The following is a 19236-nucleotide window of genomic DNA, read 5'->3' on the forward strand; positions in this document are numbered from 1 at the left end:
CATAGACAGAACCTTAAGCACTAACATAGACAGAACCTTAAGCACTAAGCTCAGCGTAAACTCCGTCTAACGTAATGTTTTCTTTAGACTTCCTCTGCGCGGACTTTTGAGCGTTCCTTGATATATAACTGGTAGCCCATTCGATTTTATTGCTGATTTCTGACCATGCGCCGTGACTGATACATTCAAATATTGGTAACAGCCAGACATCCACATTTTTTGCCGCTTTAAACAATGAGACCGATGGCATTATCTGAAGCGCAATACTACGCCTAATGATCAGCGCAAGTAAACTGGCCCAGATGAGCCCATCAACGATGGCCTTTTGTGCGGTGACAAATCGTTGCCAGTTGGTGTGAGACTTTAACTCTTTAAAAAGTAGTTCCACCTGCCATCGACAGCGGTAGATCGCCATGATGTCATCGGCAGTAAATGTGTCTGAAGGTAAGTTAGTTATCCAAATGCAGAATCGTTTTTCTTCAGCAAACCATCGTCGCACGACTCTAAACTCTTGTTTACCTCGACGGACTTTTAGGTCAAGGACCTGCGAACGGTTGGTACCTCGAGTAATGTCTTTCAGCTTCTTCCCTTCTAGCTTAGGCAGCAGTCGCCCCTTGCCGTTCCTTGCCTCAATAATCATAGGGTTCAGAGACTTAGCACCTCGGACAATATAGAATCCGCCATGCTGTTCAAGCTCTCGAAAGAAGTGGAAATCAGGATACCCTGCGTCAGCTAACAGCAATTTGTTGTTCATCGTTTTGGGCTCAGGTAAAAAATCTCTTTCTGATGCCGTATCAGCGCTGATGTTCATCGCGACTGGAGAAAAGCTTTTCAACGACATTGTCATATGACATTCAACCGCTGCAGGGTTACGTTTAAATCGACTCGGATAAACATCCGCCAGGTCACGATGGATGTGGAAAGAGCTGCCATCTTGAAGCAGTACATCATCAAAGGTGTCGAGCTTATTTGGTAGACCGACATTCTGCTGGCGAGCAAATTGAGCTATTGCTCGCATAACAAGTTGCCGCATGAAATTAGGAAACTCATTTTTCCTCAACTGGTTATGGTAAGGCTTGTATGCCACGGCACCTTCAGGGCTCAAGCACATCCCATTGAATTGTCGCAGTAAATCCGCAATGGAAGTGCAGTTTCCTTTGCTTAACGCGGCCACTAAGCTAATGACTAGCTGCTCGGGTAATATCGCCCGACACCGTTTCATCAGGCCTGTACTTTTCGCCATTTTTTGGAGGGTGTCAGCATTAAAGAATTGCTTAAATTGCTTCTGTAAGGAGATAATCGTCATCGGCTTCACTATTGATGTAGGTAGTTTGTTTGGCGACGATTATCTGATCATAAATGAAGCCTTTTTTCTATCTAAATAAACAAGTTAGCTCTTAAGATCCTGTCTATGTTGAGTATTTAACATGCACCATCAAGCACCACGATCTGTGGTTCTTTTTCTGGCTGATAAAGCACCTGACAAAAGTCTCCTTCTGGCGAATAGGTGTAGTTTTCGGTGTCGAAAGAGATGGCGGCTACTCTTTCTGCATTGCTGCCAGAGTCTACTTCTTTGTTGATGACATGAAGCTCTGTTGCGTCGATATTGAGCAGTCTTCTTAGTGAGTCAACATAGGCGATTGGGTAACCATGACAAACGTAGTAGGTCTCAATCTCCGTCTTTTCAACATAGTTGCACTCATCCTCAACGCCAGCAATCGCTGACTTCGCGTAGATCATATCGATACCCGTGCGAAGGTTACCAGCCACATCATGTATTTTACTCGCCCGAGCACTTCCTTGAACGTCTAAGAACTTGACCATAGCTGTCGCCGAAACGATCGCTAAAATTAATACAGAGATGATGAGTTCTAAAAGAGTGAAGCCGTTTTGTCTGTTCATGGTTACCGATTATTTGCTCTGCTAAAGGGACGGAATGAGGGTAATCTAAATACCAAAGTCATTACAGTTAGTGGGTATAATGGTTTGGTGTTTTATTGTGTGAATTTCTAAGTAATTTTCTTTATAAACAATAGCTTAATTATTTCCTCTTACTGTTAAACGCTATGTAAGCATACGTAAGCATACGTAAGCATACGTAAGCGTACACACCCACAGCAGCCGATTGTTTAGGAAGCATTCAAACGACTTAATTTATTGATAAATAAGTCTTTAATTGTAGGATTGTCGACCATTCAAAAACTGACTTTCGACTTCATTTGAGGGAATTGGTTTACTAAATAAAAATCCCTGAAGATACTGGTATCCACAATCGATTAAGAACGCTTTTTGCGTTTCGGTTTCGACACCTTCAGCAACCACTTTTAGCCCCAATTTTTCACAGATAGCATGGGTGGCTTGGACAATCGCTTTGCTCCCTTTGTGTGAACCGTGGACGAAGCTTTTATCGAGTTTCACGGTGCTAATCGGTAAGTCATGCAACATCGACAGTGACGAGTAGCCTGTGCCAAAGTCATCAAGGTGAAGCTCTACGCCCAATTTAGAAATATCGCTTAACGCTTGCCTGACTTCACCATGCTTGAAGATCATGGAAGATTCGGTGATCTCAAGGGCGATGCTTTGAGGTTGGATATTGTAGAAGTTCAACATTGCTAATAGCTGCTCGGCAAAGGTCGCGTGCATCTGAATACTCGAAATATTGATACTCATCATCAACTCACTATCAAACTCACGTTGCCATATCGATAGCTGTTTGAGTGCAGAGGTCAGAACCCATTTCCCGAGCGGTACAATCTGCCCCGTCTCCTCCGCTAAGCTAATAAACTCATCAGGGCCTATGTTACCTAGCTCTTTGTCTGACCATCGAAGCAAGGCTTCAAACCCTTTCACCTTGTCGCTGTTGGTGTTCATGATCGGTTGGTAGTGAAGGTTGAGATCGTCGTTTTCGATGGCGCGTGCCAGTCGATGGCGGATCTCTACTTTGCGATGCAGGGTTTGTGCTAAGTCTGGGGTAAACGTTTGGAAGCGGTTTCGACCATTCGCTTTTGCAAGATGCATCGCCATACCCGCTTGCTTTAGCAATGTTTCTTGGTCAACCGCGTTATCAGGGAAATGCGCGGTACCTATGCTGCAACCGACAGATAAACTGCCGATGCCTCTGATATGGAAACTTCGGTTTAAGGCATCAATGATGCGAGAGCAAAGTAGTGGGATATTTTGATTTCGGCAGGTGTGGGCAATCACAATGAATTCGTCGCCACCAAATCGCCCTATCATGCATTTCTCATCAACCAACTGTTTAAGGCGTTCACCAACCCGTTTGAGTAGTTGGTCTCCGACAGTGTGCCCATAAGTGTCATTAACTAATTTGAAGCCATCAAGGTCGACAAACATCAATTCAAACGGTGAGCGATAGGCAGTGCTGGTTTCTAGAAGGTTGCTGATCCCACGGCGATTATAAAGCTCCGTTAAACAGTCGTGTTCTGCGTTGTATCTGGCTTTTATCAGCTTCTCTTTTTGCTTTGTTGTACAGGTTAGGTTTAGCAGCAGTTCGCTTTTATCAAAGAGCCACTTTCCTTGCACATCAAAATGGTGTGCTCTGAAGGAGGAAACCTTGATAAACCAAGGCGCACCGGTTGTTGGTTCTCTATTCTGTAAACGTGTATGTACAAAAGTGATTACTATGTTTTGCGTACGGTAAATGTAGGGCTCTGATTCCAATATTGATGATCTATGACCAGTATATATACTGCCTTCGCTTTTAATAAATACTGGTGATAGGAATGTCGAAAACCAAAGTGCTCATTGTTGAAGATGACCAAGAGATAGCTCGTTTAACGACGCTTTACCTCGAAGCCGAAGGTTACAATGTTAGCGTTGTTCATGAAGGGAACTTGGCACTTGAAGCGATCCGAAGTATTGAACCTGATTTAGTGCTGTTGGACTTGATGCTCCCAGGGATGAGCGGCGCGCAGATTTGCCGTCAAGCCCGTGAGTTTTACAATGGAATGATCTTAGTGCTAACGGCCTCTGCCGATGAAATGAGTGAGGTCAGCTTATTTAAATTTGGCGCGGACGATTACGTTGCCAAGCCGATTCGTGGCCATGCCTTGTTAGCGCGAATTGAAGCGTTATTGCGCCGAGCCACTCCCATAACAACTACGCAAGAAACTGCGGCTGAAAAACAGTGCGATATTGTAATCAACAGCTCTGCTCAAAGTGCCACGCTCTATGGCCAAAACCTCAAGCTTACTTCTGCTGAATTTGAAATCTTAAACCTTCTCGTTAATAATATCTGTCAGGTCGTGACTCGAGACCAGTGCTGTCAGCTATTTAGAGGGATTGATTACGCGTTTAATGATCGCTCGATTGATATGCGCGTGTCTGGGTTACGCCGAAAGCTTCGCATCCACGCAAAAGACAAACAGTTGATTCGTACGGTTCGCAACAAGGGGTACATGCTGGTTGCGTAAGTTCATTGCTACGAAACTTCGCTCGGTTTCGATGTTTGCTCGCTTATACCTTGGGATAGTGACTGGGATGTCGGCAACGATATTTTTGTTCTTGAACCTTGGTGAGGGGTACATGCGACGCACCGAGATCGAAACCTTCCTCAATGATGGCATCTACTTTGCGGAGCAGTATGTTCGTCAACACAATCAAGAAAACTCACTCTATAAAGAGCTCGATAGAACAGGCTACCAACAATTTTATATCTTCAATTTACGCCTGTTGGAGAATTGGTCGGGCGAGGCGCCTTGCCAACAATGTGAGTTATACACAACCTTAAACGGTGTGCCGATATATCTAAGTGATGACAACCTCTATTCGACCGTGTTTCAGCTACCAAACTCTAAATTCAGTTTTGGGTTCAGTGAGGTAGGGGACTTTTTCTCTCCTGACATTGAATGGTACGAAGACTCAGAACGACACTTTTTGTTAGGGCTGTTGTTGGCTGTGATTGTGGCGATTGGAGCAAGTGTTTACTTACCTGTGAGGCGTTTTCAAGAAAGAATAGAGTTGCTCGTCGAGAAGCAGAAACAGTTTGGTAAGGGCAAGCTTAGTACTCGATCTGACATGGACGACATCCATCCTGTTTCTGATTTGGCCAGCAGTTTTAACTTCATGGCTGAAGAGATCGAAAGCAAAGTAAAACAAAGTCATATTTTCGCTCAAGCTATCCCACACGAAGTACGAACTCCGCTAAGTCGTATTCAACTGGCGACCGATATCCTAAGAAGGGGAGCCCCCGATAATCATCAGGTTCTTTTCGATGACATTGATACCTACATTGAGGATATCAACGAGCTCACGTCAGAAATCATCATGCTGTCGAAGTTGAATGTCATGGATAACTCTTTCTTTGAGCTCGTTAAAGTGACCTCCGATCTTCGTGAGTATTGCCTAGACCGAATTCGTTACTCGAAACTAGACAATGCCACCTTTGAATCTAAGGTACAGCTAGAGTGCAAGATTAAGTGTGATTGCTCAATGGCACGCTTGGTGTTCGATAACGTTCTCAAGAATGCGGGTAATTACACACAAGACAAAGTGTGGATGACGCTGGATGAGAACTCAGAAAACTGGCTGGTGGTGATTGAAGACAATGGTTCTGGAATACCAGAGAATAGGCGTGATGAGGTATTCCTTCCGTTCTCTCGACTAGACTCAAGCAGAATGTCGACCAACGGTGGATTGGGGTTGGGCCTCGCGATTGCTCTATCGGCGGCTAAAAAACTTTCTTGGGATATCAAAATCGACGACAGCAACTATGGTGGCGCCAAGTTCAGTATCGTGATTCCTAAGATCGCATAAGCTGCAGCTTCAAGAGCTCTTCAGGCTCGTCAAATAACAAAGCCACCGACTAATACCGTGGCTTTGTTATATTCCGATTTACAAGCGAGTGACTTCTTAGTTACTACTGCCTAGAGCCTAGAGCCTAGAGCCTAGAGCCTAGAGCCTAGAGCTTAGAGCTTAGAGCTTAGAGCTTAGAGCGATGAAGTCCATAAATAGCGTGGTCTACGATGCGGCCATTCAAGTTCTCGTTACGAGTTATAATACCTTCTAACGTGAAATGTAAGCGCTCACAAACCTTGCGGCTGCTTTGGTTACCGGTTGCGGCTGATATCTCTACCTTTTCCATATCTAACTCATTGAAAGCAACATCAATCAGCTTCTGGACAACGCGCGTCACAATCCCCTTTCCTTGGTATGTCTCAGATAACCAATAACCTATGGTCACCTTTTGCTTATCATGATCAATGGTATTGAAACTGCAGTTACCGACGACCTTGTCTTGATACACGATTGCACAAGTCATGCTTTTACCTTCGGCATAATCGTGTAGCGAGCGTTGGATGAAGATCCTAAAGTCTTGCTCGGTTTTACAATGTGGCGGCCACACGAGCCATTGACTTAGGTACTCATTCTGGCTTTGTGAGATTTCCGCGTAGTGAGAAGCGAAGCTCTCTTCAACCAATGCGATGGAGAGTTCGTTGTCGATAACCGTTTTAAACATGTCTTTCCTTTTCTTATGGCTGCTTATTTAAGCGAATCTTAGTCGGCAGGCTATAATGTCGCATGATTTTTAATATGCAACCATTTGTAGCACGGATTTTTCGTGAAACTTTGGTTCTATCACGAAACTCATTAAACCTTACAATAGTTGTGTATATAATCATTAGCTATGCATTAGTATTAGCGGCCTAAATATATAAAAAATATAAAAATGCTAGGCTTAAATAATGAATCAACATTGCCAGGACGTGACCGTGGACCTAAGGAAGGCTCTATTCGGTATTGCTAAGGCGCTTGATAACGTCGGTTTCGAAAGTAAAAATCATGGACAGAGGGTGGGTTACATCGCGTATCGGTGTGCTCTGAGTGTGGGGTGGGAAGAAGAGCAAGCGCAACTTGCGTTCTCATTGGGGTTAATTCACGACTGCGGTGTATCGCAAATTGACGAGCAGCGTAGTTTGGTTTCAGGGTTCATTCCTGACTCGAGTTACCACCATTGTCAAAAGGGGTACCAAATTCTAAAAGAGTGCCCGGTTCTTTCTATATTCGCTAAGCCGGTTCTTTATCACCATACTCCGTGGTCTGAGCTAAGGGCTATTCATATCAGCGAGTTAGAAAGAGAACTAGCTGCCATCGTGATGCTTGCCGATAGAGTCGATTATCTATACGGCATAACCTCTTCTGATCGTTATGGAAACCTAACACCAGATGGCAAAGCGAGCATCATTGAACGTTTGACTGAACAAGCGGATGAGATGTTCGAAACCAACCTTGTGCAACACATGTGCGAGTTGGTTGATTTGGATGACTTCTGGTTTTCTATGGAGATTCCATACATCGAGAACATGAGGGATAACTTTGAACCTGTGCCATTTTTCTCCCAGCAAATGTCGCTGGATGAGACGGTGGCCTTTGCCGAGTTTATCGCCAATGTTGTTGATACCAAAAGTTCGTTTACCTTTAAGCACTCTTTAAAGGTTGGGCAGCTTTCAGAATACCTCGCCAAACAGCTGGGTTATTCCTACACCACTCAGCGCAAACTCTATCTGGCTGGGTTAGTCCATGATATCGGTAAACTGCAAACCCCTAATGACATTCTGCATAAGCCGGATTTACTCACTGAAGAAGAGTATTGCTGTATTAAACGCCATGCAACGGACACTCGATTCGCATTGCAGGAGTTGTTCAGTTCACCTCAGGTTTGTCAGTGGGCATCTAATCATCATGAAAGGTTAGATGGTTCGGGTTACCCAATGGGAAAAACGGCGGAAGAGTTGGATCAACCGAGTAGAATTGTTGCTGTGGTGGATGTGTTCCAGGCATTAACTCAATTTCGCCCTTATCGCGCAGGCATGACGCTAGAACAGACGATGGCTATTTTGACGGACCACGTTGATAACTTTAAGCTGGATAGAGAAGTGTTTGAGTGTCTTAATAAACACGCGCAATATTGCTTTGAATTATCGACAGACAAACGAATGTACGCGTTTTAACGCCACTGAATGCTTTCTAGGTGTGATGCCTTAACTCATATTCGATGAGAAATGACCAAGCACCAGAAACAGAAAAGCGATAGCCGAGGCTATCGCTTTTTTCATGGGGGCTTATCAGGATCTTTAGATCGAGATTAGTATCGTTTTAAGATCTCGATGATCGATTGCTCAGTTTCCGCTGCGATAATGGCATCAATGTCATCATCATTTTGGAACAACTCTGATAGCGCCATAATCGTATGGATGTGGCTATCTGAGTCCATCGCCGCCAGAGTAATTGAAAGGTAAACGTCACCGTTGTCTTCTGACTCTAAATCAACACCCTGCTTGAATACCGTTACTTGCAGTGATGCTTCGTTCACACCATCTTCAGGACGAGCATGAGGCATCGCAATTTTTGGTGCTAGAACATAGTACGCGCCGATGTCCTTGTGCTTTTGCTTGATAGCTTCAACATAGCTTGCTTCAATTTTGTTGTTTGCTAGCAGTGTTGAACATGTCACATCAATCGCTGCATCAACTGTTAGGTTCTCTTCAGAGTTGATGATAACGCCTTGGTTACCAATTAAATCGAATAAGCTCATGAAACAATCCACCCTAGAATCAGGCCAACTACACCGAAGTCGAAGTCAGCAAATGTTGTTGCTTCAAGACCAAGGCCACCTAGAACTGGAAGAAGTAGCATTGGTAGGAAAGAGATACATAGACCTTGTGTGAATGAACCAAGAATTGCACCACGTAGACCGCCAGTTGCGTTACCGTAAACGCCCGCTGCACCACCTACGAAGAAGTGAGGAACAACACCCGCGACTATGATTGTCCAGCCAAGAGCGCCTTGAACTGCCATTGCTAGTAGGCCAGCAGCGAAAGAACAAAGGAAGCCGATAAGTACCGCGTTTGGTGCTACAGGGAATACCATAGGGCAGTCTAGAGCAGGTTTTGCGCCCGGTACGAGTTTGTCAGAGATACCTTTGAATGCAGGAACGATTTCAGCTATCAGCATCTTCACACCTTGCAGCACGATGTAAACACCACCGGCAAACACAAGAGACTGCATGAAGGTGAATACTACCCAGTTTTGACCGCCTGATACTGTTTCAACAAAGTCACCGCCAGCAACAATTGAAGCAAACATAAAGAAAATGGCCATTGTTGTTGCTACAGCAACGGGCGTATCACGCAGGAACATTAGGCTCTTAGGTACGTTGATGTCTTCTGTTGATTTTGAAGTGTCACCAAACTTGCTACCAATGTAACCCGATACTAAGTACGAGAATGTTGAGAAGTGACCCATCGCCAGCTGATCAGTACCCATCACTTTCTCTGTGTATTTCTGAGCAAGTGCAGGCATGATAACCATCAGTGAACCCACAATGATCGAGCCTATTGCTACTAGAGCAGTGCCTTCAATGTTAGCTGTAGACAGGATTACCGCTACCAGCATAGACATGAACATTGTGTGGTGACCCGTTAAGAAAATATATTTTAAAGGAGTAATACGAGCCAATAAAATATTCACAACGAATGCGAAGAACATAATTAGAGCCATTTCATAACCGAATGCTTCTTGTGCTAATGCAACAATTGCTTCGTTATTTGGAATAACACCACTTACGCCGAATGCTTCAGTAAATACAACTGAGAAGTTATTTAGTGCACCAACAAGAGCGCCAGCACCAAAACCTAAAATTAGGAAACCCATTACGGTTTTAATTGTGCCTTTTAGAATGGTAGAAACATCTGCTTTTTGTGCAACTAGGCCAATAAAAGCAATTAAACCTACCATGATCGCCGGCTCTTTTAATAAGCCGAGCATGAACTCGAAAAAGTTTTGCATAATTTTGACCTTACATGAAAGTTTTTAGTTGTTCTTCAATTGATGCTTTGTCAAAAATATTTTTAAGGCTGATGATGTTCTCTTTACCAGCGTCTTTTAGTTGGTTTGCAACGTCTGTTGCTGCAACCCAAATATCCGCATTGCTTGATGCTGCAGATGATAGATCTTCGTGATCAACTTCTGCTTCGAAACCGATTTTTTTAGCGACTTCTTTTACTGCCATTTCCATCATTAGAGAAGTACCAAGGCCGTTACCGCAAACTACAAGAATCTTTTTCATAATATTTGTCTCAATTGGATTTTAGGGGTTGAGAAACTTCGTTCTCTTATTGTGTGAGAGCATAGTAATGGAAATATTCAGATTTCAATAAGATCTCCATCACAAAGCTAAAATGAGATTGTGACGGAGATCTCTTTAATTTGTGGTAAAGATCCAGAGTGAGACTTTGATCAAATTTAACTTTTCACTCGAATATGCAACGTATTTTATTGAGAAAGGCGGGCTTAATTAGTTTTTGTATCAGAATATAAATCTATAGAGGCTTTATTGTAGAAAACAGAGAATTAATCGTATCGACCGTAGTCAGTAAGCATTTTCTTAAGCATGCTATTAACGTCTTTGGTCTTTTTATTTCTTTTAGTCAGTTGGCTAAGAGAGGTTGGTTTTGGTGAGGCAATATTTTCACTGTCGACTTCTTCAGTTTTATCTTTCATTTTCTGTACGGCAGGCAATAACATTCTAATTTCTTCGTTATTGGCATTGGTCAGTACCACAATATTTTCAGATTCAACTTGGGTTATGGTTAATATCCCGTGTTTAACCGATTCAACCTTTTCACCAATCATAATTGATTCAGGCGCAACAGAACGATCGGTGAGTTGACCTGTACGTAATTTCGCCGCACTAATAGCGCGGATATTTCCGGTATTTTCAAACGCGACAATAACAGTATAGGTATTATAATATTCAACTACTGTCACATAGCCGTGTCTATTTGTTTTGAATCTAGCTCCATTGTTCATGTCGTGCGGAGCTTCCATTTTCTTCACGTGTTTCCTCTCTTAGTCTCAATGGCTGTTATATCTAATCAGCTCTATTGGTATTTTATAGATAATTATTTGGTGAGATCACACAAAGTATATACGCATCTAAACTTAAGATGAATCTTGAAGTCTCGGGAAATGAGGCAGAGCACAGAAAAGCAGTAAGAATCACACAGAATTAACCGAGTGATTACGCTCACACACTTAAAGACTTAACATTACAAATTCAACTCCCTACAGATTGTTTACAGTTTTGAAGCACGAAAATGACGACAAACAATACATTTTGCTTAATCCTTGACCGCGCGATCGTTTGCGTCAAAAAATGTGATGAAAGTCTCACTTAACTGTTTATACTTCTCTTCCGGTTTTAAGCCGGTGCTTAGCCAATACAAGCCGTCACATGGATATGTGAATGACCCCACGGACCGGACCAGCTACGTTCCACTGCTTGTATAAGGTGATTTTTTACATGAACAACTCGTTGTTACATTCGCTAACCCTGTTAGCTCCTTCATCGCGTAGCGTTTTGCTTGCGGTTCTTTGTCCTGTTCCTTTGATGTCATTTGCTTGGCTCATGTTCACTCTTTAAGGATTACTAGGACACATTATGAATATTCTATTTGGTTTTGTCGGTGTTCTTGCACTGATTGCTTGCGCGTACCTGCTATCTGAAAGTCGTTCTTCAATTAACTGGAAAACGGTCTCTCGTGCACTATTACTTCAAATCGGATTTGCAGCCTTAGTATTGTATTTCCCATGGGGACAATTGGCGCTAACAAGCCTAAGTAATGGTGTTTCTAGCCTGCTTGGTTTTGCAGACGTTGGTATCGCATTCCTTTTCGGTGACCTTGCTACTGAAGGCTTCATTTTCGCGGTTCGCGTGCTTCCAATCATTATCTTCTTCAGTGCTTTGATTTCTGCGCTTTATTACTTAGGCGTTATGCAAAAAGTGATTCAAATCTTGGGCGGAGCGGTGCAAAAACTGCTGGGTACAAGTAAAGCTGAATCTCTGGTTGCTACAGGTAATATCTTCCTTTCTCAGGGTGAGTCTCCTCTTCTAATTCGTCCCTTTTTAAAGTCTATGACTCGTTCGGAACTGTTTGCTGTAATGGCCGGTGGTATGGCGTCGGTAGCGGGTAGTGTACTTGGTGGTTATGCTGGCCTCGGTGTTGAGCTTAAATACCTTATCGCTGCAAGCTTTATGGCGGCTCCGGGCAGTCTGTTAATGGCGAAGATCATCGTTCCTGAGCGCAGCACACCAAGTGATTACGACCATATCGAACTAGATAAAGCTGACCAAAGCAACGTGATTGATGCATTGGCAAGCGGCGCGATGAACGGTATGAAGGTTGCGGTAGCGGTTGGTACTATGTTGGTTGCCTTCGTGAGTGTGATTGCGATGGTCAACACTGGCCTAGAAAGCCTAGGTGAAACGTTCGGTTTTGCGGGTATTACGCTGCAAGCTATCTTCGGTTACCTGTTCTCGCCTCTTGCATGGCTAATCGGTATCCCAAGTGATGAAGTATTGATGGCAGGTTCTTACATCGGTCAGAAGATCGTTATGAACGAGTTTGTTGCTTTCATCGACTTCGTTGAGAACAAAGCGCTACTATCTGAACACAGCCAAGTAATCGTGACTTTTGCTCTGTGTGGCTTTGCTAACATTGGTTCTATCGCAATTCAGTTAGGTTCAATCGGTGTTATGGCACCAGAGCGCCGTGCTGAAGTTGCAAACTTAGGTTTGAAGGCTGTAGCTGCTGGTACGCTAGCAAACCTAATGAGTGCATGCTTAGCGGGTATTTTCATCCTGCTTTAAGCTAGATTCAGTTAAAGCGGACACTTTGCTTACGGAGTTAACGTAAGAAGGGTGTCCGCTTTTTTGTGCCTGTTAATCAGGCGAAATCGGGTTTTGGCCGTCGACTGTGATTTGTCTATAGTGAGTAAAAGCTCACTCGGAAGAGTAATAGAGCCAGTTCCTTTTATCCGATATACTTGAATATCATCAGGTTGCGATTAATAACATTCGGCTTCGATTAAGAACATTCGATTTCGATTGAGAATATTCGGTTCCGACTAAGCATATCCGCTTTCGATTAGGAACAATGGCAACCAAGCTAAATTAATCAAGGGTCTCTCCATGAACATTCGCGTTCTCATCGGTCTTATTGTTACCTTCATTGGCTTGTTTGCGATGGTTTACCTAATTGCTGGCGGCGCTCAGTTTCCTATCTACCAGTGGCCAAAAGAGGCTTATCTCGGTTTGGTGTTCAGCGTCGTGTGGGGGGCTGGTGCCGCAGCGTCTGTAGCGTATTTCTTCTCGGCATTGGTATTTGTCACTGTCGCCGTGGTTTGCTATGCGATCGGTTATAAAATCGGTGGGCTCTTTTCAAGCAAGTCAGAAGCGTAAAGCTGAAGTTTAAACGTACGCTTTTTGTATTTTCTTTTGGGGTTAACGTTCGCCTTAACCCTCTCTTAACCCCCAGCTCGTTATCTTGTCTCCATTCTTACAGGAGACAAGAAGATGAAATTGAATCTTCCTTTAAAACATTCCCTTATTTCACTTGCTCTAATCGGATTGATGGGTTGCACGACAACCAGTCAGGCCGACTATGTTTCACTCGCTGAGCAAAGCACTAATCAGACACAACAAAGCTTACTCGCAGAGCTGATTCAACAGGCTTCTAGTGATCAAGCGTCGACTCAACAAGATCGAGACGCTGAAAACCTACAACTGACCGATTTAGTGAATGCACCGGAGCTCGATCTCTATATCGAGCGCGCTCTGCAGAACAGCCCAAGCCTCCAACAAAGCATTACAGCACTCAAAATAGCTTATGCGCAGCAAGGTGTAACTTCAGGTGATCGCTTACCAACCGTCGATGCGAGCTTTTCTGGTCAAGCTGACGAAGGCACTAACGGCTCAAGCACTACTGAAACCTACACCACTGATGTCACGGTTGGTTGGGAGCTCGATCTATGGCAGAAGCTTGCAGACACAAACAACGCTGCTTTGAAAGACATTGCGACGTCTCAGGCTAACCTTCAGGGCGCTCAAGATCTTTTGGTCGCGAGTGTGATGAGAGGTTGGCTTGATATCAGTTTGAAGCAACAGCTTGTTGATATTGAAACGCAGCGTTTGGTGATTCTAGAAAACAATGAAGAACTTGTTTTAGAACGTTATCGAGCAGGGCTAGGTAGCCTTGAAGATCTAGATAATGCAAAAACCAGCAGCGCATCGACTCAAGCAACCTTAGCTGATTACCGTGAGCAGCTTGCACAAAGTCGACGTGAGTTGGTTTTGTTAACAGGGCAATGGAGTGGTGAATCTGATGAGCTATCCCTTGCTGAGCTCGGTTCATTCCCAACCATCATTAATCCGCTAGAAAACATGCCGACACAAGATCTAGCAGGTCGTCCCGATCTTCAAGCCGCTTTCTTTAATATCGAAGCAGAAACATTGCGTGCTGACGCGGCGTACAAAGCGATGCTGCCATCTATCAGCTTATCTGCCAGCCTAACCGATATGGCGGATTCTCCGAGCGAAGCTCTGCTTACCGGGCCTTTGTGGAGTGCGCTTGGCCAAGTGTCAGCACCACTGTTTCAAGGTGGCAAGCTAAAAGCACAGGCAGAAATTGCTGACCTAACCACAGAAACCAGCTACTGGGCTTACCAAGAAACACTGCTCAATGCGGTGAATGAAGTGGAAAACGCAATGGGGCAAGAGTCCTCATTAACGCTTCAACAGCAACACCTAACGAACGCCTTGGTAAGCGCACAACGCAGCTTCACTAGCTATGAAGAGAAATACCGTCAGGGTTTGGTCGACATTTTTGATCTACTTACTGTTCAGCAGCAAACCTATGACCTTGAAGCGCAGTTAACACAAACCATTTATAACCGTCTCGTAAACCGAATTGATTTAGGCCTAGCTCTGGGCTTGGGAGTATCTTCATGAAACTGAACACCATCACAATTGCAATCACCTTAGTGGCTGGTTCAAGCATTTTTGCTGCCCTTGCTTACAACGATTCACAAGTGGCTCCTGCTCCTCAAAAGACGAATGAACTAACGGTTTCAGAACCTCAAGCTACGCCTATTCAAACCAAGTCTATTGATACGACGACCTTACCTGCTTCACAACAACAGCAAGTGTCTGTGGTACTTGCCACTCTCGGTGACTACCAAGCAGAAGTGGTGGGTTACGGGGAAGCGAAGTCGCGTTACGAATTGATGTTTTCGACGGAAGTTGGTGGCCGAGTAGAAACGATCAGCTCGCAGTTTGAAACTGGGCAAGTGATTGGCCAAGGTGAAGTGATCGCTAATATCGATTCGACCAGTTACCAACAAGCGGTAACCCAAGCTAAGGCAAATGTGGCTCAAGCTCAACTGGATTTGTTGGAAGAGCAGAGACAAGGCGAACAAGCTAAGTCTGAATGGCAACGCTCTGGTTTGTCTGGCGAGCCGGATTCACCTTTAGTATTACGCGAACCACAACTGGCACAAGTAACAGCAGCCTTGGAGAACGCCAAGCTTGAATTGGTGAAGGCTGAGCAAGACCTCGAAAAAACAACCTTGGTTGCCCCTTTTGATTCGTTGGTCGTGAGCCGTGATGTTCAACCGGGAAGCTACGCACAAACGGGCGCTCAGATAGCCACGTTATACAGCGTTGATGAGGTTGAAGTTTCTGTCCCCCTTTCTGAAAGCCAATGGTTGAGCCTACCCAACAGCGATAACACCCAACTGAAAGAGCAGCCGTGGCCAGTGACTCTATCGAGTTCTGACGGTCAATTCCAATGGCAAGGTTATGTCGAGCGTGTTGAGCAGCACTTACAACAAGATACGCGTCAGCGCTCATTGATCGTGAAAGTCGATAACCCTTTGGAGCAAGAGAAAGATCTTTATCCAGGCACGTTCGTGCAAGCGACGATCTCGGGTAAGCAACTAACTCAATTGTGGGAGCTTCCGGCTTCTTCACTTTCGCAACAAGGTGACCTGTGGTTTGTGGATGACAACGGTCTGCTTTCTAAATCAAACGCGAATGTTGAATTTGAAAAGGGTGGTTTTATTTACATCGATCCTACCAAATTGAACTTGGAAATTGGTGACGGTGTTCAAGTGGTTAAGCGTCCGTTAAGTAGCTTTAAAGCGGGCATGGTCGTTCTGGCTAAGGCGGAGGGGTAGTCATGTCTCATGAGTTGAAACCGAATAACCAAGCGGACAGTAACCAGAAGCCAACTAAACCACACACTGGCGCAATCGCATGGTTCGCGAATAACTCTGTAGCAGCGAATTTGTTGTTAGTGGGCGTGATCATCATAGGCCTGTTATCACTGAACTCATTGCGTAAAGAAGCATTTCCAAGCCTTGAACCCGATGTGGTGACAGTGTCTGTGACCTATGACAGTGGTGACCCTATTCAGGCGGAAGAAGGCCTAGCGATTAAGATTGAAGATGCGTTAGAAACCGTACCGGGCATTAAGCGTATTACGTCAACTTCTGATGCGAATGGTAGCTATGTTTCGATTGAAAAAACGAGCACCTATGATCTTGATACCCTGTTAACTGACGTTAAAACTAAGGTTGATGCGATCAATAACCTGCCTTCTGGCGCTGATAATCCTGTGATTGATAAAGCTCGCATGCAAGATCATGCCTTATGGGTGCAGATCTATGGTGACGCAGACCGAGCAACGCTTCAAAGCTTAGCCGAGCAATTGAAATCAGATCTATTGAGCCAGTCATCAATTCGTGATTTGGAAATCAAGGCTAAGGCTGACCCTATGATCTCAGTTGAGGTTGATGAGAACAAGCTACAGGCATACGGCTTAACTCTGACTGACGTTTCTGAAGCGATCAATGCGGAATCTTCTGCGGCTATCTCGACGAGCCTTCGTAATGGCGAAAAAACGGTTCGTTTGAAGGTTTCTGAACAGGCGTATGAGATCCAAGATTTCAACGCGATTCCGGTGATGACGACGACTGATGGTACGCAAATTACCTTGGGTGACATTGCCAACGTTGAAGACATGTTTGCTGATGATACCTTCATGCTTTCTCGTTATAACCAACAGAATGCGATGGCAATTCAGATCGTGATGGATGAATACGGAGACGTCGTCAGCATTGTTGAACAAGCAGAGAAAGTGGTAGAGCGCTGGGAAAACAGCAACATGCTGCCTAGCGATGTCGAAATCGAAACTTGGTATGATAAAAGTACCATGATCAAAGACCGCTTAAGCCTATTGATGAAGAACGCGCTCACCGGTATTGCTTTGGTGTTCATCGTGTTAGCGGTATTCCTAAACGTGCGTGTCGCTTTCTGGGTCGCCGCTGGCTTACCGTTTGTTTTTTTTGGCACCATGTTCTTCATGACAGATACCTTCATGGGGTTAACCATCAATGAAATGACCACCTTTGGTTTCATTATGGCGCTCGGGATAGTAGTCGATGATGCGGTGGTGGTCGGGGAGAGTATCTATTCCACACGCAAAGAAGAAGGCGATTCGATAGGCAGTACCATTCGAGGTACCATGAAGGTGGCATCACCAACTATATTTGGTGTGTTAACGACAGTTGTTGCCTTCTTAGCGTTAGCGAATGTTGACGGTAAAATGGGGCAAATTTACGCTCAATTCGGCACGGTCGTGACTATCTGTTTGTTGCTGTCTTTGGTTGAGTCTAAGTTCATTCTTCCGTCGCACCTCGCTCATATTAACACTAAGCGCAGTGAGAAGAAGGGAGTGTGGGCTCGCGTTCAACATGCTGCCGATACTGGACTAGGTTGGTTTAATAAGCGTATCTACTGCCCCACAATTGAATGGGCGCTGAAACTGCGTTATGCGGTAGTGATGGTTTTCTTGTCATTGCTTATTTTAGTTGCTGGGTTACCAATGACGGGGGCGGTTCGTGTAGCGTTCTTCCCTGATATGCCGGGTGATACGGTAACTGCGGATATGTCGATGCAAAACGACGCGAGCTTTGGCCAAACACAACAAAACTTATTAGTGCTTGAAGCGGCGGCAACACAAACGGATGAAACACTGAGAGCCAAATACGGTGCTCAAGATGAAGCGTCTAAGCTGTTGAGTCTTCAAGTTATCGCGGATGCCGATGATTCTGGCCAAGTGAAAATTGAATTGGACAGCGACAGTGTCTACACATCGAACGAGTTTGCTGATGCTTGGCAAGAGACTGTGGGCCAGATGGAAGGGGTTAAGAAGCTCAAGATCTTGTCTAAAATGGAGATGGTCGACAACTTCAAAGTAGAGCTGAAAGCATGGAATGAAGAATCAGTGGCTGCGGCGGGTAATGAATTCTTAACCAAGCTGCAAGCGATTGAAGGTGTGAGTGGTATTGACCATAACTTGGATCTTGGTGAGCCTCAGTATCGTTTTGAATTAACACAGCAAGGCCGTGCGTTAGGTTTCGATACGGCAAGCCTTTCACAACAAGTATTACAGGCGTTTGGTGGTGATATCGTTCAGCAGTTCCAGCGTGGTAAGGATGAGGTAAAAGTTCGAGTTCGTTACCCTGAATCGGATCGCCAAACCATTGCGGATATCAAGCAAGCGAGCGTGAGAACCAACGACGGTACCGTGGTGCCTTTGAGCACGGTTGCTGAAGTATATTCTGATTACCAAGTATCAGAGATCACACGCATTGATAGCCAACGAGCGGTGTACATCAGTGCAGTATTAGATAAAGACGTGGTTGCACCTGCTGAGCTTGTTCATCAGTTGCAAGACACATTAGTACCCGATTTAGAAGCGCAATACCCGGGATTAACGGTCGACTTTGCTGGCGAAACGGAAGAACAAGAAGAGACGGCTAGTTCAATGATGAGTATGTTCATACTTGCCATGATAGCGATTTATACGCTGCTTGCTATCCCGCTGAAGTCTTACATTCAACCAGTGATCATCATGACAGCGATTCCATTTGGTATTGTTGGGGCAATCTTAGGGCACTGGTGGAATGACTTAACAATCAGTATCCTATCGTTAAACGGTATCCTTGCGTTGAGCGGTGTGGTGGTGAATGACAGCTTGTTGTTGGTTTCTCGTTTCAACGAGCTAATCAAAGAGCAGGGCAAGTCGGTTCACGATGCGATTGTTGAAGCGTGTTCTGGTCGACTAAGAGCGGTATTACTTACATCGGTCACGACGTTTGCAGGTTTGACGCCACTATTAAGTGAAACGTCTTTACAGGCTCAGTTCCTGATCCCTGCGGCAGCGGCGCTAGGCTACGGTATTTTGTTTGCGACGTTTATTACACTGATTCTAACGCCAGCATTGTTAATGATTCAGTGTGAGATTAAGTCTCTGATTCTTAAAGTCACAAATCGAGTCAAAGGCGTTGAACAAACGGCCTAACAATAGCTAA

General features: G+C 44.6%; 15 protein-coding genes and 1 pseudogene. 8 read left to right on the plus strand and 8 right to left on the minus strand.

Annotation, left to right across the window (positions count from 1 at the left end; translation table 11 throughout):
- Nucleotides 1-37: 37 nt before the first annotated feature.
- The 3 genes and pseudogenes from AB4512_RS03590 to AB4512_RS03600 form a co-directional block, all read right to left on the minus strand.
- Nucleotides 38-1306, minus strand: a complete 1269-nt coding sequence (locus tag AB4512_RS03590; RefSeq protein ID WP_372174447.1) for an IS4 family transposase — start codon at nucleotides 1304-1306, stop codon at nucleotides 38-40.
- Nucleotides 1307-1422: 116 nt separating this feature from the next.
- A complete protein-coding gene (locus AB4512_RS03595) occupies nucleotides 1423-1902 on the minus strand; it encodes a type II secretion system protein (RefSeq protein ID WP_017060589.1) in 480 nt (159 codons plus the stop codon).
- Nucleotides 1903-2172: 270 nt separating this feature from the next.
- Nucleotides 2173-3561 (minus strand): annotated as a pseudogene (locus AB4512_RS03600) (putative bifunctional diguanylate cyclase/phosphodiesterase); the annotation flags it as partial.
- A 182-nt stretch (nucleotides 3562-3743) separates the two neighbouring features.
- Here AB4512_RS03600 and AB4512_RS03605 point away from each other — a divergent pair.
- Nucleotides 3744-4433, plus strand: coding sequence for a response regulator transcription factor (locus tag AB4512_RS03605; protein ID WP_102394166.1), 690 nt, complete (start codon nucleotides 3744-3746; stop codon nucleotides 4431-4433).
- On the plus strand, nucleotides 4426-5775 hold the full coding sequence (locus tag AB4512_RS03610) for a sensor histidine kinase (protein ID WP_372149841.1): 1350 nt from the start codon (nucleotides 4426-4428) through the stop codon (nucleotides 5773-5775). Before AB4512_RS03605 ends, AB4512_RS03610 begins: the two co-directional genes overlap by 8 nt.
- A gap of 166 nt (nucleotides 5776-5941) precedes the next feature.
- Here AB4512_RS03610 and AB4512_RS03615 read toward each other — a convergent pair whose 3' ends face one another.
- Complete coding sequence (locus AB4512_RS03615; RefSeq protein WP_017069226.1) at nucleotides 5942-6478, minus strand: GNAT family N-acetyltransferase; 537 nt, start codon at nucleotides 6476-6478, stop codon at nucleotides 5942-5944.
- A gap of 226 nt (nucleotides 6479-6704) precedes the next feature.
- Here AB4512_RS03615 and AB4512_RS03620 point away from each other — a divergent pair, with 226 nt between their 5' ends.
- Nucleotides 6705-7970: an HD-GYP domain-containing protein gene (locus AB4512_RS03620; RefSeq protein ID WP_372174449.1), complete on the plus strand. Its 1266-nt coding sequence runs from the start codon at nucleotides 6705-6707 to the stop codon at nucleotides 7968-7970.
- A gap of 134 nt (nucleotides 7971-8104) precedes the next feature.
- Here AB4512_RS03620 and AB4512_RS03625 read toward each other — a convergent pair whose 3' ends face one another.
- The 4 genes from AB4512_RS03625 to AB4512_RS03640 form a co-directional block, all read right to left on the minus strand.
- A complete protein-coding gene (locus tag AB4512_RS03625; RefSeq protein ID WP_170968011.1) occupies nucleotides 8105-8554 on the minus strand; it encodes a PTS sugar transporter subunit IIA in 450 nt (149 codons plus the stop codon).
- Nucleotides 8551-9807, minus strand: a complete 1257-nt coding sequence (locus AB4512_RS03630; RefSeq protein WP_048612870.1) for a PTS ascorbate transporter subunit IIC — start codon at nucleotides 9805-9807, stop codon at nucleotides 8551-8553. The genes AB4512_RS03625 and AB4512_RS03630 overlap by 4 nt, the downstream gene beginning before the upstream one ends.
- A gap of 10 nt (nucleotides 9808-9817) precedes the next feature.
- The gene (locus AB4512_RS03635; RefSeq protein ID WP_017064872.1) at nucleotides 9818-10087 is read right to left on the minus strand and encodes a PTS sugar transporter subunit IIB; all 270 of its coding nucleotides are present in this window, start codon (nucleotides 10085-10087) and stop codon (nucleotides 9818-9820) included.
- A 284-nt stretch (nucleotides 10088-10371) separates the two neighbouring features.
- Nucleotides 10372-10848 carry a hypothetical protein gene (locus AB4512_RS03640; RefSeq protein ID WP_048613010.1) on the minus strand — a complete coding sequence of 159 codons (477 nt, stop codon included), beginning with the start codon at nucleotides 10846-10848 and terminating at the stop codon, nucleotides 10372-10374.
- A gap of 613 nt (nucleotides 10849-11461) precedes the next feature.
- Between AB4512_RS03640 and AB4512_RS03645 the strand changes: the two genes are divergently transcribed.
- The 5 genes from AB4512_RS03645 (at nucleotide 11462) to AB4512_RS03665 (ending at nucleotide 19226) form a co-directional block, all read left to right on the plus strand.
- Entirely contained in the window at nucleotides 11462-12670 is a 1209-nt protein-coding gene (locus AB4512_RS03645) for a NupC/NupG family nucleoside CNT transporter (protein WP_017060598.1), read from the plus strand.
- A 321-nt stretch (nucleotides 12671-12991) separates the two neighbouring features.
- Nucleotides 12992-13261, plus strand: a complete 270-nt coding sequence (locus tag AB4512_RS03650) for a hypothetical protein (RefSeq protein WP_102320599.1) — start codon at nucleotides 12992-12994, stop codon at nucleotides 13259-13261.
- Nucleotides 13262-13375: 114 nt separating this feature from the next.
- Nucleotides 13376-14809, plus strand: a complete 1434-nt coding sequence (locus tag AB4512_RS03655) for a TolC family protein (protein WP_102320598.1) — start codon at nucleotides 13376-13378, stop codon at nucleotides 14807-14809.
- Complete coding sequence (locus AB4512_RS03660; RefSeq protein ID WP_137002021.1) at nucleotides 14806-16035, plus strand: efflux RND transporter periplasmic adaptor subunit; 1230 nt, start codon at nucleotides 14806-14808, stop codon at nucleotides 16033-16035. The genes AB4512_RS03655 and AB4512_RS03660 overlap by 4 nt, the downstream gene beginning before the upstream one ends.
- Nucleotides 16036-16037: 2 nt before the next feature.
- Nucleotides 16038-19226, plus strand: a complete 3189-nt coding sequence (locus AB4512_RS03665) for an efflux RND transporter permease subunit (protein ID WP_372174452.1) — start codon at nucleotides 16038-16040, stop codon at nucleotides 19224-19226.
- The last annotated feature ends 10 nt before the right edge of the window (nucleotides 19227-19236 follow it).

The sequence above is a fragment of the Vibrio sp. 10N.222.52.B7 genome (genome assembly GCF_041474275.1).
Taxonomy (GTDB): domain Bacteria; phylum Pseudomonadota; class Gammaproteobacteria; order Enterobacterales; family Vibrionaceae; genus Vibrio; species Vibrio crassostreae_C.

What these genes read in the sequence shown, in the direction of transcription:
- AB4512_RS03630 (WP_048612870.1), bottom strand. Translation starts at nt 9,807, where the DNA reads ATGCAAAACTTTTTCGAGTTCATGCTCGGCTTATTAAAAGAGCCGGCG.
- AB4512_RS03620 (WP_372174449.1), top strand. Translation starts at nt 6,705, where the DNA reads ATGAATCAACATTGCCAGGACGTGACCGTGGACCTAAGGAAGGCTCTA.
- AB4512_RS03615 (WP_017069226.1), bottom strand. Translation starts at nt 6,478, where the DNA reads ATGTTTAAAACGGTTATCGACAACGAACTCTCCATCGCATTGGTTGAA.
- AB4512_RS03655 (WP_102320598.1), top strand. Translation starts at nt 13,376, where the DNA reads ATGAAATTGAATCTTCCTTTAAAACATTCCCTTATTTCACTTGCTCTA.
- AB4512_RS03665 (WP_372174452.1), top strand. Translation starts at nt 16,038, where the DNA reads ATGTCTCATGAGTTGAAACCGAATAACCAAGCGGACAGTAACCAGAAG.
- AB4512_RS03645 (WP_017060598.1), top strand. Translation starts at nt 11,462, where the DNA reads ATGAATATTCTATTTGGTTTTGTCGGTGTTCTTGCACTGATTGCTTGC.
- AB4512_RS03635 (WP_017064872.1), bottom strand. Translation starts at nt 10,087, where the DNA reads ATGAAAAAGATTCTTGTAGTTTGCGGTAACGGCCTTGGTACTTCTCTA.
- AB4512_RS03640 (WP_048613010.1), bottom strand. Translation starts at nt 10,848, where the DNA reads ATGGAAGCTCCGCACGACATGAACAATGGAGCTAGATTCAAAACAAAT.
- AB4512_RS03625 (WP_170968011.1), bottom strand. Translation starts at nt 8,554, where the DNA reads ATGAGCTTATTCGATTTAATTGGTAACCAAGGCGTTATCATCAACTCT.
- AB4512_RS03595 (WP_017060589.1), bottom strand. Translation starts at nt 1,902, where the DNA reads ATGAACAGACAAAACGGCTTCACTCTTTTAGAACTCATCATCTCTGTA.
- AB4512_RS03660 (WP_137002021.1), top strand. Translation starts at nt 14,806, where the DNA reads ATGAAACTGAACACCATCACAATTGCAATCACCTTAGTGGCTGGTTCA.
- AB4512_RS03590 (WP_372174447.1), bottom strand. Translation starts at nt 1,306, where the DNA reads ATGACGATTATCTCCTTACAGAAGCAATTTAAGCAATTCTTTAATGCT.
- AB4512_RS03605 (WP_102394166.1), top strand. Translation starts at nt 3,744, where the DNA reads ATGTCGAAAACCAAAGTGCTCATTGTTGAAGATGACCAAGAGATAGCT.
- AB4512_RS03650 (WP_102320599.1), top strand. Translation starts at nt 12,992, where the DNA reads ATGAACATTCGCGTTCTCATCGGTCTTATTGTTACCTTCATTGGCTTG.